Source organism: Cytophaga aurantiaca DSM 3654, assembly GCF_000379725.1.
Taxonomy (GTDB): domain Bacteria; phylum Bacteroidota; class Bacteroidia; order Cytophagales; family Cytophagaceae; genus Cytophaga; species Cytophaga aurantiaca.
Map to the genome: position 1 here is coordinate 78295 of NZ_KB903621.1, position 14807 is coordinate 93101.

Here is a 14807-nt window from a genome sequence, read left to right on the forward strand (position 1 = left end):
TAAATCAAAAGGTAATACTTAGTTCATACGTTCCAGACCAATGCTGAAGGGAATTACCGTATACTCACCATTTATATACCAGTATATTTGTCTTGAAATACGATTATGAATTATGATAAGTATCATCTGTAAAGTGCACCAAAAATTGCATGCCTACTTCTAATGAAATATTGTCTTCAATTGCAAGCTTATGATTAATCCATTTCTTTTATGTCTCAAAAGTGATATATTAAAAAAATTAAACGATACATGTCAGGAATTAGAAAAATCTTAGGGGTAATATGGGGAGTATTAATTGTGACGTTTGTCTCATTTCTAACTATGCGGAACGAATTCGGCATGTTTAGACCAACAAAATTAAATGATATTGAATTTATTAATAAAAATTTAAACTATAAAAATATTGACGCTATAAAAATAAGTACAGATATATACCTGGGATATTTTAGCCGAACAATAATTAATAAAGACACAATTAACTATTTAATAAGAGGAATTAAAAATGCGAAGTGGTCTTACGTATCACATCCATCAGCAACTGATTGCATAGATATAGAAATACATTTCAAAAATGATACAAGTGCTACTTTTTCAGTGTTTAATTCCAAAAAATCAGGAACAAACTTTAACTTTTGGGGTCTCTCTGGACATTACAGAAACGATACGTTGCAGCCCATTATTAAAGCTTTATCTGATGAGTTGTATAAAGACACTGCGATATATTCCAAGCGCCATCATATTAAAAAGTATTTAAATTATTAGTTCATTCATTAAAACAGCCGATCTTCTAAGTCAAAAGGCAGTACATAATTCATCCGCTCTAGCCCAATACTGTAGGGTATTACAGTAAACTCGCCATTTATATACCAGTATATTTGTCTTGAAATACGGGATTCGGAGTTGTGATATGTTTCGTCTGTAAAATGCACCAAAAATTGCATGCCTACTTCAAGCGAAATATCGTCTTCGATGATCTTACAAATAAATGTGTCTTTATCAGGTAAGGCAACCAGCGCACCGTGTGTTCCTTGCAGGGCCGGATATTCTTCCAGATACAAAACAGCAGAAGTTTTAAACGCATCGTCTCCTGTTAACGTCCACATGCCTGCCTGCGGATGTCCTTCATAAGGCACAACTACACGGTGATATGTTTCCTGAATATTCTTTAATGCTCTTTCAAATAATTCATCTTCTGTTTTATCCCAGGCTGCAGCATTCGCTTTAAGAACATGTTCAATAGAAGACGGATAGTCCAGTACTAAAATCGTTTTTGTATCCTCTAAGGTTTCACGCACATAAAATGCTTCTTCGGGAAACGATTCCAGATCTGCTTTGCTGATTATTCGAAGTGATAGATAACGTGCAAAAGCTTCGTACCCTTCTTCTTCCTGAACTGCAGACTGAAATACAAATGCCTTTTGAGTTTCTTCGGGCACATTGTTATGATCTTCTGTCTGATCTTTTGATCCGGAAGAAGAAGTTGACGAATCGGTTTTTTGTGCCGAGTCGTTATTCGAATAAATAAAATTTAAATATTTTTTAAGGAAGCTTTTCATTACAGCTCATCAATTATTCTGCAAGATACGACAGTATGAATAAAAAGGAGAAAAATTAAATCAAGAGTTCATCCACGTATTTCCAACAGCCCTTTTTCCAAATATTACAAGTTGTTTTTTAGATACTTATGATTTTAAAAAGAATTTCAAGTTGTTGGAAAACTATCTGACAAAAAACATACCTTTGTCGAAATACCGAAAAATGAAAGATAAAATTTTAGAACATTGGGATATTAGCTATTTGGTTTCATTTCTGTATATCTTTTTAGCAGAATCTGATTTTGTTATTAATAAAGAAGAAGCTGCTACGCTCAACACCAGCTTAGATGATACACTTGTCCGTTTATTCTTTCACACGGAAGAGCAAAAAGACGCTATCATTAAGGAAGTAAATACTTATACGCATACATTAGATGAAGCTGAAAAAATGGATCTGATCGAAGAGCTTGCGAAAAAAATCGATATCCCTTTTGATGTGTATGAATTTATTGTTCAGGAATTAAATAAGATAGCGAAAAGTGATAAATACGTTTCCGTCGAAGAGCACTCACTCTTATATTATATCCGATTGAAATTGAATAAAGATTACGACGATAATTAATGCCTCTTCAATTTTAATTGAGATCATGAAAAAGCTATTTTTTACGGCAGCAGTATTTTTATTGGTGAGTTTGTTTTCTGCAGCGCAAAAAATAGTGTTAAACTCTATTCAGGTAAAAGAGGTTCGTGCCTTCAATGGAGACAGAGATACAACTCGTTCGATCTATACTATCGACCACCAAGGATACAAACAAGGGCCGTTTCAATATTTTTATAAAAATCAAATCCTGGTTAAAGGAAACTACAAAAACGATATACTTGTAGATTCCTGCTTTTTCTACAATAGAGAAGGCGCGTTGTTTGCAAAAGGGAATTTCACTTATAAAAATGATTACAACAGAACGATTGGTTTTAGTATGACCAGTTACTCTAAAAATTATTTTGCTTATCTAAACGATACTCTTATTGTATACAATCATCCAAGTGATCGATCAAAGCCAAGTGTTTTGGTATATAAAAATAATCTTAAAGAAGGCGTTTTTAAAATCAATTCAAAATATGGTTTTGAGAATTTGTTTACATACAAACATGACACATTACACGGTCCCTTTAGGAACGTTTTTATTTTAAATTTCAATAAATACCACGAAGAGATTTTTTTCGAAGAAGGGTCCTATTGGAATGGAGCAAATAGCTACGATGACTGGTATTATAAATATTTAATTAAGGAAAATCAAAGCCCTGTATTAATTCAAAAAACACTGTATAATAAAAACATCAAACTCGAGAGTGCTACCTATTACAAAACTTCCGGAAAAAACGAATGTTTATATTACTACTCTACAACCGGCACTATTGATAGTATTCGATGCCTGCATGAAGAAGGAAATTTAAAATCCTTTATTCATTACGGCTCTAATGGAGAGGGTGTGCAATATACCTATAATAAAGAAGGGCAATTAATTAAAAAGGCTTCGTATGAAAGAGGACTGCTTAATGGATATATGTATGAATATACCGACAACGTTGTTGATCAAAAAACACTTTATAAAAATGATACCATCATACTAAAAGAACAGATTCAAAATAATATTGTTTCTGAGCGGGCTTTTTATAAAAATAATGAAGTTGACAAAATAGATTGGTTCAACGATAAAGGAAAATACATGCATTCAATTTCGGGTGGAGCTAATGGTACTATTTCTACTGTCGGTTCAGATGAAACTACCCCTATATTCATTTATCAGAAAGGAGATAAATCTGTATCTGAAGAAAATTATGCTGAAATGCGGGCTGATATTGTTCTGTATAAAGCATTTCCCTTCGGACATGAATTTTACTCGAAAAATAATTCTAATTATTACAACGCATTCGTTATTTCTAAAAGAGAAAATAATGTTTTCAGGCCAAATGAATATTATAATTATACCCTTAAACCGATAGAGGATTCGTTGATTGCTTATTCAAAAACTGTAGAAGGCAAAACCTTGTCCAAATTAAAGGCTCCTGTAACCATAATCATTTCTTTGTCTTTATTGAAATCTAATAAGGTGAGTAAAGCATCTTCTCCCGTTCAATTAAATAAAATTGTTGGCGGGAATAAAAAAATAAATAAAGTAATTGAAAAATTTTTCGTTGAGCGGACAATCCAATATTCTACTTCTCTTTTTGAAAATCAATATATAGAATGTAGCTATACAATATACCCGAACTAATATCACTACTTCTAGGTATTAAACAGGACTACTCCTACTTGTAGTTATATAAAACAGAAAGAGTCACGCGAACAACGTGACTCTTTCTGTTTTAGGATAGATTTTAATGCTAGAATGAATAGGCGATTTTAATTCCCCACATCCCACTTGGTAATGTTTTTTTCGTTTTTTCAGTTGTAAATACATACGATGAAGTATATGGATAAACATTTGAAGGTTCAGCATGAGCCTGTGATACCGTTTGTGTTCTAACCCCAATTCCTAAATAATAGTCTAATAAAAAACCTTTACCTAAATCATATACGTAACCATAATTAAAGGTAAAGCTGTTTAATTTATTGTATTCTTTTACTCCCGATATATCCTGGCCTTGGTATTGAATCGCTTCAGAATTGTACATTCTGTGTCTGTATACCACACATAAATAAGAGCCTTCAAAATTGTCGTCGTTCAAATAGACTTTTGGCGAGATGCTATACGTGCTTCCCACTTTGAAATTTCTCTTGAATTCACTATCAACATCAAAAAAGCCAAAGGTGGTTAAATTACCTACGTAGTTTTCATAGGTAAGCCCTGCGGCAAGTTCAACGCTGAATGTATTTCCAAACATACGTTCATAATAAATAGGATAATCACCGATCAAAATTCCCAATGGATTGATGGAGAATTTATTTTTTAGCCCAGTTGATGAACCTTTAGCCGGCTGGTAAGAATCATATACTTTTATTTGTCCTTCCGGTACCGTTTGAGAATACGATTGATAACTAAATAAAACAACCAATAATACAATGTTTAAATGCTTCATTCGGGGAAAAATTTTAGATATTTGACCTAAGTTACTCATTTTAATTATATACTCCTTATGAAGCTAATTGCCTTTTTATTTTCACTCCCCCTAATTCTTTTTACCCATTCGATCCAGGCGCAGGATATTGAATTGAAATGGGGCGCACCTGTTAAAAATGTTAGAGGTGAATACCCTTCAGATGTTTTAGGTAAAGACGAAACCGGTTTTTATATTTTCAAAAGCGGTAGTCATGTTACGTTAGAAAAATTCGACAACAATATGAATTTTGTATGGCGTAGAGAGTTGGAGATTTTTTTAACAAAAAGAATCGAAGTTGTTTTTGAGGACATCATTCTTACAAAAAACAAAATCATTGTTTTCACAAGTCATTACGATAGTAAAACAGATACTAAAAAATTATTTGCTTCCTATATTTCTAAGGACGGTGTTATTGAACCTAAACTATACGAAGTAAATTCCTTTGATAATCTATCATCCAAAAAATCGGTAGTATATGATGTTACACATTCCGAAAATTCAAACTCCATTCTTATTTTTTCAAATTTCAGAGAGAAAAATACTGAAAAAGAAAAATTTCATTATAAAGTAATTGATGAGAATCTTCTTCAAAAAAATCAGTCGTTTATAGAACTTCCGTATAGCGGACTAAACACATCCATTCTTGATTATTTAATTGATAATGCCGGTAACATCCACCTTGTATACCGTGTCAACTTAAAGAAAGAGGAGGAAAATAACAGATCAAATGATGATAAAATTGATTTCAATTACTACATCATGTCCTTTTATCCTGCAACAAAAGAATATAAAGAATACGATTTAAGAGTTGGCGATCATCTTATATCAGGTATATCTCTGGTCATTGATAAAGATTCAAGGTACATGTACATTCCTGGTTTTTATTCAGAAAAAAGACTAAATGCATTAAAGGGTACTTTTATTTCTAAAATTGATCTTATTAATAAAAAAGTAATATATGCGAAACAAAAAGATTTCGATCCTGTTTTCTTAGCTGCTGTATATGCAAAAGCATCTGATGATGATGATGAAAAAAAGAAAGATATTGAGCAGGCTAAAAAAGATGCAGCTGATAAAAAGAAAACAAAGCCGAAAGAGCAACTTTATAATTACGATATCCTTGATCTATTTGTAAATGAAAATGAAGAAGTCGTTGTTGTGAGTGAGCAATACTATGTGCATGTAGTAACTACAAGTACTACAAGCTCAACCGGCGTTACCACATACCATACAACGTATTACTACTATTACAACAACGTTATGGTTACTAAATTCGGTGCTGATGGCGAAAGAGTCTGGTCTTCAAATATTCCTAAATATCAGGTAACAACAAACGATGGTGGCTTCTATTCTTCTGTCGGGATATTCTTCCACAATGACGTAGTTTATATTTTCTATAATGATAACCCTGCCAACGGCACAGTAATGTCTCAAAAACAATTGCGCACAAAAAATCCACAAAGATCTCAGTTGGCTCTGATCTCTGTTGATGGTTCAGGAAATTTAAAGAAGCGTGTATTAATGCCTGCTCCTGCTAAAGGTAAAGGAATTGCAACACGACCAAAATTCACGGTGCAAGTAAACGATAGTCAGGTATTGCTGCTCGGATATTTATCCGGTCAATATAAAATTGGAAAATTAGAACTGTCAACTCAAAAATAAATTCCAATCAACTATTAATGAAAAAGTCCCTTCCAGGTCCCGATCCCGATAGCTATCGGGATCGGGATCTGGAAGGGACTTTTTCATTAATATACATTCACAGTTTTTATACTTCGAACGAATCAACCAATTCCGATTCGTACAAAGCCTTCATTAAGCTGTTGTGTAGTTTCACCGGTCCGTCAACTTCAATGACCAAATAGATCTGACCTGCACGCTTGCCCTGATTAATAATTTTCGGACTTAATTTAAATGATTTGATCAATTGTTTTATTTGCTGAATGACATCAACATTATTATGCAAGTGAATTCGGTATATTTTTTCTCTGTTTGTACGGTCAATATATCGTTGTAACCAGGAAAAGGATAAAAGAATAATTAATACTATAACAACGGATATAATTGAAATGGCATACATGTTAAAACCCACCATCATACCAATAGCCGCAGCGGCCCATATAACTGCAGCTGTTGTGATTCCTTTGATTGTATTGCCTTCCTTATAAATAACACCTGCACCCAAAAAACCTATGCCCGTAATGATTGTTGATGCAATCCGGGTAGGATCGCTTTTGCCCATAAGTGTAACTGCAACAAGTGTAAACAAGGTTGATCCCACAGTAATTAATATAATTGTTCTGAAACCGGCCACTTTACTTTTATACTCACGTTCTGCACCGATTAAAGCTCCCAAACAAAGTGATATACAAAGCTTAATTACTGGCTCTTCAATTGTTTCTAACTCTTTTACTATTTCTGTTACTAAATTCATTGGCTTATAATTTCTTAATTATTTTATTTGCTCGGCTTTTAAAGCTTGGCGTTGCATAAGGCAATTGGTCTTCAATAATTATTTTTAATTCATTCCCAAGTTCGGGATATCGTTTTATTACATTGTATGCAACGGTCATTCCAAATGCTTTTACAGCAGATTCTTCTTTGGGGTCGCTCAACAATATAAATAACCGATCGATCAGTGAACTTTGGTACTCGTCCGGAATCTGCATGGTTTGCATGATCCTTAAACTATTTCTACGCACACTTCCATGTATAGGTTTCTCCAAACACGCTATAAGCTGCGGTATATATACGTCAAACCATTCCGGCTTTAGCTCATATACTTTACTGGCCGCCCAGGATGCGCGCTGAACGAGTATTTTATCTTTACCAATAAAATACTGCATCAGCTGCTTCAGATTTGTTTTTGATTCTGCCGCCCAGTAACTTATTTTCTTTGTCTGAACAAGGCTATGTTCTTTTAACAACTCTTCTTTCAGATTCATTGTCAGATCAGTTTTTAATTGCTTAAAATTGAATCAAACACTTCACCCAAACGGGCTACATCATGTAAGCGAATGCCGAAACGCTTTGGATCTAAACTTTTCATATTGTATTTAGAAATAAAAATATGTTTAAAGCCTAATTTTTCTGCTTCTGAAATACGCTGTTCAATTCTGTTTACCGCACGGATCTCACCACCCAAGCCTACTTCGCCTGCAAAGCAAATATCTCCCGGAATAATGGCATCATGAAAAGAAGAAACAAGGCTCACACACACTGCCATATCAAGCGCAGGATCTTCAACCTTTAATCCACCGGCAATATTTAAGAACACATCTTGTGCACCAAAGCGCATACCTCCACGTTTCTCTAACACAGCAAGTAACATATTCAATCGCTTTGAATCAAAACCTGTACTACTTCTTTGCGGCGTGCCGTATGTTGCAGCACTCACAAGAGATTGAATTTCTATCAACAACGGTCTGTTGCCTTCCAGCGTTGCGCCTATTGCAATGCCACTGATGGCTTCGTCGCGCTGTGATAATAATATTTCGGATGGATTGGTTACTTCACGTAAACCTTCGCCTGACATTTGATAAATCCCCAATTCGGAAGTTGAGCCAAAACGGTTTTTTGTTGTTCGCAAAATTCGATACGACAAATGCTGATCGCCTTCAAACTGCAAAACCGTATCAACCATGTGCTCCAATACTTTCGGTCCTGCCAGCGTTCCTTCTTTGGTAATGTGTCCGATTAAAAAAACCGGTGTGCCACTTTCTTTCGCATACTTCAATAGTTCTGCTGTACACTCACGCACCTGAGAAATACTTCCGGCTGCAGATTCGATAAAAGACGAATGCAATGTTTGAATCGAATCAATAACCAGAATTTCCGGCTGCAGAATTTCTATCTGTTTAAAAATATTCTGCGTAGACGTTTCGGTTAATATGTAACATGCATCTGAAGGAACTTCAATACGTTCCGCACGCATTTTAATCTGCTGCTCGCTTTCTTCTCCGGATACATACAATACTTTAACTGCAGAAAGTTTTAATGCAACCTGAAGCATTAACGTCGACTTACCAATACCCGGCTCGCCGCCGATCAATACAATAGAGCCCGGTACAATGCCACCTCCCAACACGCGATTCAGTTCACCATCCGGTGTTACGATGCGTTGTTCCTGACTGTATGTGATTTCTTTAAGATGACGTGGTCTCTGCGCTACCTTCGTAGAGCTGCTGTTCCAGGATGTTTTATCTTCTTTTTGTATGATTTCTTCTACATAGGTATTCCACTCTCCACAAGATGCACAACGACCAACCCATTTAGGCGATTGCGCACCGCAGCTTTGACAGAAATAAGATGATTTTACTTTGGCCATAAATTCGTATTAAGTAACATACAAAGTACAAAGAGAATAAGAGAAATAAAAAAATGATTATCTGGCTAGTAGATTATTTTAACATATTATTCAATCGGCTTCAGCACCTCGCGTTTAAATGCTTTAAAAGGATTCTCCCAAATCACATCTAAGGCTATATAACTTACATCTTTAATATCTTCCCGACCGATTAAATTATTCATATATCCTATGCTGTATATAAATGAAGAATTTTTCGGATCAATGGAATAATAAAAACAAAAACGTGCTTCTTTATAAGCAAAGGTCGACCAATCGGTTGAAGGTGTTGTAGATTGTGTTGAAGAGAATAAAGCTTCTGCACTTGCCGTAAAGCGATGTACTTTATTTTTGTCGAGGGTTATTGCTGCCTGCAATCGAAAGCGCGAACGCAATTGATATCTATTATCTTCCGGTTGAAAATCCGGATTGAAAAAAGATCTGAATTCCTGCCGGTAGGTAGCAACTAACTTCACATTCCGCACTTTTAATTCATACATAAAGCGCCCATACGCACGGATTTCCTGTTTGTGCATTGGTGAAATTGTATTGAATGATTTTTCGTCTCCGTATTCATCCTGATTCCGATAACTCAATGCAAGTGAATAATGCCAATGCTTATGAAATCTGTGATAAAATTCCTGATTCAAAACAAAGATTTCTTGATACTTCAGCGGATTATTTGATTGAGGGCCGCTTATCCTTCCCAGACCCACATAGCTGAATGATTGTATCTTGTTTGCTGAATCCAACGATTGTCGTACACCAAATGCAAGCCACGATGCTGTATTTGTCTCGCCCAAGCCGGGAGGACTGATCTGAGCATGTGCGGCGCATACCGTCAACAAAAAAACAAACGCATAAATAATATAGGATCTCATACAATGTATGTCCGATGATTTATATAAAGCTCTATATCAATTTGGGGAAAAAGTGGGAATGATTGATGTTTTTATAAAAAAAGCGTCTCTTGTAATTACAAAAGACGCTTTTTTTAAAATCAATGAGAGAAAGAATATTATTTAACAAACTTCCCTGTCCATGTTTGTTCATTATTGCTAAGTGTTAACACGTATACACCGGCTTGCAGATCAGCAACAGATATTTTATTCAGGTCTGTATTTGTTCCGCTCTTAATATGTAAGCCAGTTACAGAAGTGATGGACCAGGTTTGGAATATACAATCTGAAGGGATATAAACCAGGTCCTGAACGGGATTCGGATACAGTGAAACAGTTGATACATTCGATTGTGAAAGAATTCCTAAGCTTGCGTCCTGACCAAAATCAAAATAAAATGTGTTTTCATATTTATGACTTGATGAAGAATACGTATAGGCTTTTGCCCGCGTTATTTCATTGTTTGTATTTAATGTGTAAGTAAGTTTTGTGTTCAGTAAAGGTGTAGAACCAATCTGATTGGCAAAAGTAGAATCGATTTTGAGAGGACTTGCACTTTTATATGAATGATCCTGATACCCTGAAACATTCACTCTTGTATCTGTACCATTATAACCAAATTCATAAAGAGTATCTGTTTTTACTGTATTGTTCGCATTAAAAACTACAGATATGCCGGCAAAAGATAAACGATAGAATGGATCGCTGGAAGGGTTTTTTAATTCAATACGATTGATTTTACCGTTTGAATGATAAAATACATCGTACTGTGCGTAAGTCTCCACCGTATTGTCTTCCGTATCATAAAGCGTTTCGCTGATAGAAGTAATGGTTGTTCCTGAAAGAAAGAAGGTGTCTTTTGCATACGTCGCAAATGTACCTGAAGAGCTTGATCTTGCTTCCAATAGATATGCAACATAAGCGGCAGTTCTTGTAACCGTTGTTTTACTTTCAACATAACTGATAAAGTCAGACAATTCGCTGAAAGAACTATAAATAGGCAGATCCGAATATTTTTGCTGAAGAATCAATCCGATTTGAACACTTGCACTTGGTGTGCCAAAATATTGTGTACGTTTTGTATAGCCCGCTTTTAATGTGGGACTCGTAAGTTCATCGCCAAGATAAGATAGCGGGGTTTCAGGAAGCTGCGTTAGTGTAATATTCTGTGCGAAAACTGATACATAAAAACAAAAGATTGATATGCCGAGTAAAAATTTTTTCATACTAGAAAATTAAGACTGAATAAATTTATTTAATAGTTGATACATCCATTGATTGGCTTTAACAATATTGTCATCGTTGTAGAATGTTTCTTCTTTATGAATATATGGGCCTTCAACTAATTCGTCCTGACAAAATTCGCTGATCGTTTTTATGCTATCGTTTGTCATTTCCATATGAAACTGCAACGCCAATACATTGTCTCCATAAGCAAAGGCTTGATTTGCGCATGCTTCAGAGCTTAACAGTTGTACGGCACCCTTAGGCAGGTCAAACGTTTCTCCATGCCAATGAAATACATTCATAGTATCGGGAAGATCCGAGAACAAATGATTATTTTTTGCCGCAGTTGTTTTGGTAACAGGCAACCAACCAATTTCTCTGTAGGTATTTTTATAAACTTTTGCACCCAACACCTCAGCAATCAATTGCGCACCCAAACAAATACCAATTACTTTTTTGCCGCGTTCAATCGCTTTTTTTATTAATGCTTTTTCCTGTGCAAGCCATGGATACTTGTTTTCATCGAGTACGCTCATAGGGCCGCCCATAACAATCAATACATCAAAAAGTTCTACAAAAGGCATACGCCCATCTTCATAAAACCGTGTTGCCGTAACTTTATTGCTGGGGCGTCTAACCCAATCTTCCATGCAAGCCAGTCCCTCAAAAGGAACATGTTGAAAATAATGAATATTCATTCGAAACGAATTGTAAAAGGTGCTAATTTCAAAAATACACTTTAATGCTTCATTTTTCAAATTTTGCACTAAAGTAAGCGTCATTCAATCTATTCAAGCATTCTGAAGCAATCCTGAAATATTCAATTAAAAAAATAATAACGCATTTGAATGTACCCCTCGTTCCATTGTTATGGATTCTATGTATCTGCTAAAATATTTATTCTAAATTTTTTAAATGAACGGCTATGGCTGCAATCCTTTTATTGTCGCTGGATACAAGCACAGGACATGTTTTTGCTCTGTTGAATGCTACAACCGCTTGAGGTTTTTTACCCCAGTAGGTATACAGTAAGCCCAGCTCATACCAATGTCTCATAATGTTGGGCGTTAAAACAATTGCCTTCCCAAGCGCTTTTTCAGAATCTGCATACGTTCCTTCTGGAATTTTTCCGATAAAAGCCATTGCCAATTGTTTTTCAATCCAGCTGATATGGCCAATCTCACGATAGAATGAGCCCAGAATAGAATAAGCGATATCGTCTTTTGGATTTAAAGTAATCGCACGATTAAGTTCTACCTTAATTTGATTACATAATTTCACTTTGGTTTTACTCCCTTCAAACATTGCTGTATTGCCTAAAGCTGCAGCCAGCCATGTGTGGCCGTTTGAATTTGTTTCTTCTAATTGAATGCAGCGCTTGGAAGCTTTAACGGCATTTCTAAAATTAACTTCCTTTTCTGTAGCAGGAGCATTATCTCCATAACAAACATATGCACGTGCTATTTTCCACGGCGCTTCAGCCTTGCTTGAATTCAGATTGTACCACGCTATAGCATCTTTATACCGCATCAAATTAAAATATGTATCTCCTTTTAAAATATTCTGACTTGTGGAGTTTAATACGTAAGAGCTTAGTAAATTAATTGTAAGCAGTCCAGCAACCAGTCCTATTATTAGATTACGTATTTTCATTTTTTATAAAGATCGTTTGCAATTTTTTCTGTCACAAATTTTGGAAGCCATGCTGTCAAAACAACAATGATCTTGTTTAATAAACCAGGGATAATTTCTGCTTTACCTTTATACAATCCATTTACACCAATCTTCGCTACTTCGTCTGCAGTCATGCTGAACGTATCGGATTTTTTCTTTATATCAGCACTCATGCCTGCGCGTTCTACAAAATCCGTTGCTGTTGGGCCCGGACACAAGCAACTTACCGATACGCCTGTGCTTTGTAACTCCAATCTGATACCCCGTGTGAAAAGCAATACAAAGGATTTGCTGGCAGCATATAAACTCAATGTTGGTACAGCCTGATATGCAGCGGTACTTGCAACATTTAATATATACGATTTTGGATGTTTCTTTAATTGCGGAATCAATGCATACGTTAATTGAACAAGCGTTAACATATTCAGTTGCAGCATTTCATTGTGGCTTTCAATTGAGCGATCAGAAAATTTTCCCCAAATTCCGTAACCTGCATTGTTTACCAATGTATCAACTGAATAATTTTTTTCCGTCAGCCATTTTAAAATAACCTCTGTAGAGCCTGCGTGTGAAAGATCTGCTGCCAGATAATCAACACGTACCTTGTAACGTTGACCAATAGATAAACTTAATTCTTTCAGGGTTTCTTCTGAACGGGAAATCAATAACAGATTATTGCCCTTTGCTGCAAGTGCCTCTGCTATTGATTTCCCTATTCCTTTACTTGCTCCTGTTATAAGTGCGTAATTCATGTATAACCCTTAGCGAACAAATTTTGAAAGTCTTTGATAAAATTGAGTTGAGCTGTTTTCATTTTTTGGTTGATACTCACCTCCAATAAAAGGAATATACATAACTCTTCTTCTGCTCTCTTCACCTAAGATCTTAGATTTTTCTACACGATGCCATGATCTTCCATCGTGTACAGTTAAATCTCCTGCTGTAATATTAAATCCAATCTCATCCGGATCAGGCTTATGACTTACATAATATTTTTTCTTAAATAATAGATCGAAGATATCCTGCTTATGTGTGCCCGGAATAATTCTTAATCCACCATTTTTAGGATCATAATCATCCAGGTGAATTCCAACATTCAACATGGGTGCTATTTTTTTTCCGTAAAAAACATCGCGAAGACAATCGGTATGCCAGCCCATTTGAGTAAACTTACTTGTTTCGCTGTTGATGTAGTGATTCACTACTAAACCATCCTTTTCAAATTCACCAATACGCTCGTCTTTAGCCTGCAGCAATGGATACAACGCTTTTAATCTTGGATCTTTCAACAGTTCGTTTAAAACTTTACTGAATAAAGATGCGAAGGCAAAACGCTGAACAATTTTTTTACCATCCAGATCAACGCCATACTTAATCGGTACACCGTTTATTTTTTCTCTATTGCTTTCGATCCACTGATCCTGAACATCTTCTAATGCTTTTATAACTGTGGATACTACTTCCGGTTTAAGGAAATTTTTAAAATGAATATAACCGTGTGTTTCAAAAAAATTTAACTGCTCGACAGTAAGTGTTTCGCCTAATGTAAACACCGGTTCTTTTATTAGTGTAGTGAAATTTTTTGTAGCTACCATACTTTTAAACAAAGATTAAATTTAAAAACATTGAAGAGCTTAGAATCTGCTCGGTACTTGTAACACATCTTTATTACTCTTAAATATCGATGTACTTCCTATAGTAATTTTGTGCTTAATGTTTTTTGATCTTGCATTTTTAAATGAAACATCTTTTTTATTATATAATCTATATAGATTTAGTATAGATTAAGGCAAATGTAAAGGCTCAAATTTAAATTACCAAAATTATGTACTGAAATTTTATTTTGAATATGGCAACAATTAAAGTATTTTAAAGAATAAAAAATCATTAAAATACATTATTATAAAATATAATTCTGTCAAATTAGGCTTTACATCTTTGTTAAAAAGCCTGTTTGGACATTTTTCGAATTAAAATTTATTTTAAAAATGCTAAAATTTTGCTAAAAACAAGCTAAAATCTATT

The 14807-nt window shown here is 35.0% G+C and carries 15 protein-coding genes; 4 read left to right on the forward strand and 11 right to left on the reverse strand.

The genetic code is table 11. From position 1 onward, the window contains the following. Nucleotides 1–249 precede the first annotated feature (249 nt). Complete coding sequence (locus tag A3EE_RS0101745; protein WP_018341702.1) at nucleotides 250–762, forward strand: hypothetical protein; 513 nt, start codon at nucleotides 250–252, stop codon at nucleotides 760–762. A gap of 8 nt (nucleotides 763–770) precedes the next feature. Here the strand turns inward: A3EE_RS0101745 and A3EE_RS0101750 are convergent, their stop codons facing one another. Further along, nucleotides 771–1556 (reverse strand): hypothetical protein, encoded by a 786-nt coding sequence (locus tag A3EE_RS0101750; protein ID WP_018341703.1) that lies wholly within the window; start codon nucleotides 1554–1556, stop codon nucleotides 771–773. A gap of 202 nt (nucleotides 1557–1758) precedes the next feature. Between A3EE_RS0101750 and A3EE_RS0101755 the strand changes: the two genes are divergently transcribed. Together A3EE_RS0101755 and A3EE_RS0101760 are read left to right on the forward strand one after the other, a co-directional pair. Continuing rightward, nucleotides 1759–2157: a hypothetical protein gene (locus tag A3EE_RS0101755; RefSeq protein WP_157446835.1), complete on the forward strand. Its 399-nt coding sequence runs from the start codon at nucleotides 1759–1761 to the stop codon at nucleotides 2155–2157. Nucleotides 2158–2182: 25 nt separating this feature from the next. Continuing rightward, nucleotides 2183–3811, forward strand: coding sequence for a hypothetical protein (locus tag A3EE_RS0101760; protein ID WP_018341705.1), 1629 nt, complete (start codon nucleotides 2183–2185; stop codon nucleotides 3809–3811). Nucleotides 3812–3920: 109 nt separating this feature from the next. Here A3EE_RS0101760 and A3EE_RS0101765 read toward each other — a convergent pair whose 3' ends face one another. Beyond that, nucleotides 3921–4616 carry a hypothetical protein gene (locus A3EE_RS0101765; RefSeq protein ID WP_018341706.1) on the reverse strand — a complete coding sequence of 232 codons (696 nt, stop codon included), beginning with the start codon at nucleotides 4614–4616 and terminating at the stop codon, nucleotides 3921–3923. A gap of 57 nt (nucleotides 4617–4673) precedes the next feature. Between A3EE_RS0101765 and A3EE_RS0101770 the strand changes: the two genes are divergently transcribed. After that, nucleotides 4674–6299, forward strand: a complete 1626-nt coding sequence (locus A3EE_RS0101770) for a hypothetical protein (protein WP_018341707.1) — start codon at nucleotides 4674–4676, stop codon at nucleotides 6297–6299. A 106-nt stretch (nucleotides 6300–6405) separates the two neighbouring features. On the opposite strand, the gene A3EE_RS0101775 is transcribed toward A3EE_RS0101770, so the two are convergent. The 9 genes from A3EE_RS0101775 to A3EE_RS0101820 all read right to left on the reverse strand — a co-directional run bounded on the left by A3EE_RS0101775 (nucleotide 6406) and on the right by A3EE_RS0101820 (nucleotide 14377). Next, nucleotides 6406–7071 (reverse strand): MgtC/SapB family protein, encoded by a 666-nt coding sequence (locus A3EE_RS0101775; RefSeq protein WP_018341708.1) that lies wholly within the window; start codon nucleotides 7069–7071, stop codon nucleotides 6406–6408. 4 nt (nucleotides 7072–7075) lie between these two features. After that, the gene (locus tag A3EE_RS0101780; protein WP_018341709.1) at nucleotides 7076–7582 is read right to left on the reverse strand and encodes a hypothetical protein; all 507 of its coding nucleotides are present in this window, start codon (nucleotides 7580–7582) and stop codon (nucleotides 7076–7078) included. A gap of 14 nt (nucleotides 7583–7596) precedes the next feature. Beyond that, on the reverse strand, nucleotides 7597–8964 hold the full coding sequence (gene radA / locus A3EE_RS0101785) for a DNA repair protein RadA (RefSeq protein WP_018341710.1): 1368 nt from the start codon (nucleotides 8962–8964) through the stop codon (nucleotides 7597–7599). Between the two features lie 86 nt (nucleotides 8965–9050). Further along, nucleotides 9051–9863 (reverse strand): DUF2490 domain-containing protein, encoded by an 813-nt coding sequence (locus A3EE_RS0101790; protein WP_018341711.1) that lies wholly within the window; start codon nucleotides 9861–9863, stop codon nucleotides 9051–9053. A 137-nt stretch (nucleotides 9864–10000) separates the two neighbouring features. Further along, complete coding sequence (locus A3EE_RS0101800; protein WP_018341713.1) at nucleotides 10001–11107, reverse strand: T9SS type A sorting domain-containing protein; 1107 nt, start codon at nucleotides 11105–11107, stop codon at nucleotides 10001–10003. Nucleotides 11108–11116: 9 nt separating this feature from the next. Further along, the gene (locus A3EE_RS0101805) at nucleotides 11117–11806 is read right to left on the reverse strand and encodes a type 1 glutamine amidotransferase (protein WP_026209540.1); all 690 of its coding nucleotides are present in this window, start codon (nucleotides 11804–11806) and stop codon (nucleotides 11117–11119) included. Between the two features lie 199 nt (nucleotides 11807–12005). Then, nucleotides 12006–12761, reverse strand: a complete 756-nt coding sequence (locus A3EE_RS0101810) for a tetratricopeptide repeat protein (protein WP_018341715.1) — start codon at nucleotides 12759–12761, stop codon at nucleotides 12006–12008. Further along, nucleotides 12758–13534 (reverse strand): SDR family NAD(P)-dependent oxidoreductase, encoded by a 777-nt coding sequence (locus A3EE_RS0101815; protein WP_018341716.1) that lies wholly within the window; start codon nucleotides 13532–13534, stop codon nucleotides 12758–12760. Before A3EE_RS0101815 ends, A3EE_RS0101810 begins: the two co-directional genes overlap by 4 nt. 9 nt (nucleotides 13535–13543) lie before the next feature. After that, nucleotides 13544–14377 (reverse strand): phytanoyl-CoA dioxygenase family protein, encoded by an 834-nt coding sequence (locus tag A3EE_RS0101820; RefSeq protein WP_018341717.1) that lies wholly within the window; start codon nucleotides 14375–14377, stop codon nucleotides 13544–13546. Between the last annotated feature and the right edge of the window lie 430 nt (nucleotides 14378–14807).

Bases quoted from the DNA above. Each gene is read 5' to 3' on its own strand.
- A3EE_RS0101770 (WP_018341707.1), top strand. From the start codon at position 4,674: ATGAAGCTAATTGCCTTTTTATTTTCACTCCCCCTAATTCTTTTTACC.
- A3EE_RS0101780 (WP_018341709.1), bottom strand. From the start codon at position 7,582: ATGAATCTGAAAGAAGAGTTGTTAAAAGAACATAGCCTTGTTCAGACA.
- A3EE_RS0101820 (WP_018341717.1), bottom strand. From the start codon at position 14,377: ATGGTAGCTACAAAAAATTTCACTACACTAATAAAAGAACCGGTGTTT.
- A3EE_RS0101765 (WP_018341706.1), bottom strand. From the start codon at position 4,616: ATGAAGCATTTAAACATTGTATTATTGGTTGTTTTATTTAGTTATCAA.
- A3EE_RS0101805 (WP_026209540.1), bottom strand. From the start codon at position 11,806: ATGAATATTCATTATTTTCAACATGTTCCTTTTGAGGGACTGGCTTGC.
- A3EE_RS0101815 (WP_018341716.1), bottom strand. From the start codon at position 13,534: ATGAATTACGCACTTATAACAGGAGCAAGTAAAGGAATAGGGAAATCA.
- A3EE_RS0101800 (WP_018341713.1), bottom strand. From the start codon at position 11,107: ATGAAAAAATTTTTACTCGGCATATCAATCTTTTGTTTTTATGTATCA.
- A3EE_RS0101760 (WP_018341705.1), top strand. From the start codon at position 2,183: ATGAAAAAGCTATTTTTTACGGCAGCAGTATTTTTATTGGTGAGTTTG.
- A3EE_RS0101775 (WP_018341708.1), bottom strand. From the start codon at position 7,071: ATGAATTTAGTAACAGAAATAGTAAAAGAGTTAGAAACAATTGAAGAG.
- A3EE_RS0101750 (WP_018341703.1), bottom strand. From the start codon at position 1,556: ATGAAAAGCTTCCTTAAAAAATATTTAAATTTTATTTATTCGAATAAC.
- A3EE_RS0101755 (WP_157446835.1), top strand. From the start codon at position 1,759: ATGAAAGATAAAATTTTAGAACATTGGGATATTAGCTATTTGGTTTCA.
- A3EE_RS0101790 (WP_018341711.1), bottom strand. From the start codon at position 9,863: ATGAGATCCTATATTATTTATGCGTTTGTTTTTTTGTTGACGGTATGC.
- A3EE_RS0101745 (WP_018341702.1), top strand. From the start codon at position 250: ATGTCAGGAATTAGAAAAATCTTAGGGGTAATATGGGGAGTATTAATT.
- radA (WP_018341710.1), bottom strand. From the start codon at position 8,964: ATGGCCAAAGTAAAATCATCTTATTTCTGTCAAAGCTGCGGTGCGCAA.
- A3EE_RS0101810 (WP_018341715.1), bottom strand. From the start codon at position 12,761: ATGAAAATACGTAATCTAATAATAGGACTGGTTGCTGGACTGCTTACA.